This is a genomic window from Janthinobacterium sp. AD80, from assembly GCF_002878455.1.
Classification (GTDB): Bacteria; Pseudomonadota; Gammaproteobacteria; order Burkholderiales; family Burkholderiaceae_D; genus Janthinobacterium.
On the sequence record NZ_NRDQ01000300.1, the window covers coordinates 1 to 1,298 of the forward strand.

Below are 1,298 nucleotides of genomic sequence, written 5' to 3' on the forward strand. Positions count from 1 at the left end.
CGTCCTGCGTCGCCGTGCCGCTGACAATCGGCCCGCTTGCGGCCAGCCGGCCCTGCGCCAGCGCATACGGATAGACGATGCCGACATCGACGCTGGTGCTGTCGGGGAAGACGGCGGCGCTGATGCTGACGGCATTCGGATGCTCGAGGTCGTTCAAGGTCAGCTGGTAGGTATCCGGCAGGATGCCCTCGGCATAAAAGGCGCCCGTGGCGTCGATCACGGCCACGCGGCGCTGGTGGAAGTTATAGCCGGCCAGCAAGATTTTCTTGCCTGCCAGGCCGCTGGCATTGCCGCCCGCCGGCGTGCGCATCTGTCCCTTCAGCACGCTGCCGGCGTGGAGGACGGTCAAGGCATAGGATGCGGCAAATGCGCCGTCGCGCGAGACGAAGTTGAGGTGCATGTCGAGCGCGCCCGGCGGCAGCGCCGCCAGCAATTGCCGCATGGCCGTGGCGCTGATGCTGAAGCTGCCTGTGTCCGGATGGAACACCCAGTACGGCTTCAAGCCGATGGCCGCGCCGCCGGGCGCCGCCAGGAAACCGTCGCTGTCGTGCTGCAAGTCCAGCGCCGGCGCGCCAGCCAGGCGTAATGCCAGGCCGCCCGGCAGCAAGCTGTTGTTCGGTCCCAGCCCCGTGATGGTGAGGGCGGGCGGCGGGGCGGGCAGGCTGCCATCGTCGAGCGCTTCGACATGGGTTTGCACGGCCGTCGGCATTTCCGTGCGGATCAGCACGTCGAAGACGGCGGCGCGCTTGCCCTTGCTGGCGACCAGTTGCGCGTGCTGGTCGCTGCCCGTGTCGCCGGGCGTGGAAAAGCGCACGCTGCCGTCCCTGAGCAGCACGTCGCTGATGGCGCCGCTGGCCCTGACGCTGTCGGCGCCGTCCGGCATGCCCAGGTCCGCCAGCGGCAGCAGCACCACTTGCGCTGGCCGCACGGGGGGCAGCGCCACGCTGGCGCTGGCCGTGATGTCCCACACCAGGCCGCCCGGCACAAACGGCCGCGTACGCTCGACGCGCAGCACGATGGCGTCGGCGGGCGTGACCGTGGCGCCTGGCGTGATGCTGCCTGCCTGCACCTCGCCATCGATGATGCTGGTGCCGGGCGGCGTGCCGGCAAGGACGGCACGCACATGTTTGCCCGTGTCGCTGCCATTGTTGCGGATGCTGACGCGAAACGTGTATTCGTAGATTGTGCGGCTGACGCGCCGCTCCGCCGTCTTGCGCAACGCGGTGACCTCGTAAGGCCCGGCCGCTTGGCTGCCCGCCGCCAGCTTGATCTTCGGCGTGGGCGGCTGCGGCGGGTCG

The 1,298-nt window shown here is 69.7% G+C and carries 1 pseudogene; it reads right to left on the bottom strand.

The features are described 5' to 3' along the window. Positions 1-1,298: pseudogene (locus JaAD80_RS31080) on the bottom strand (hypothetical protein); the annotation flags it as partial.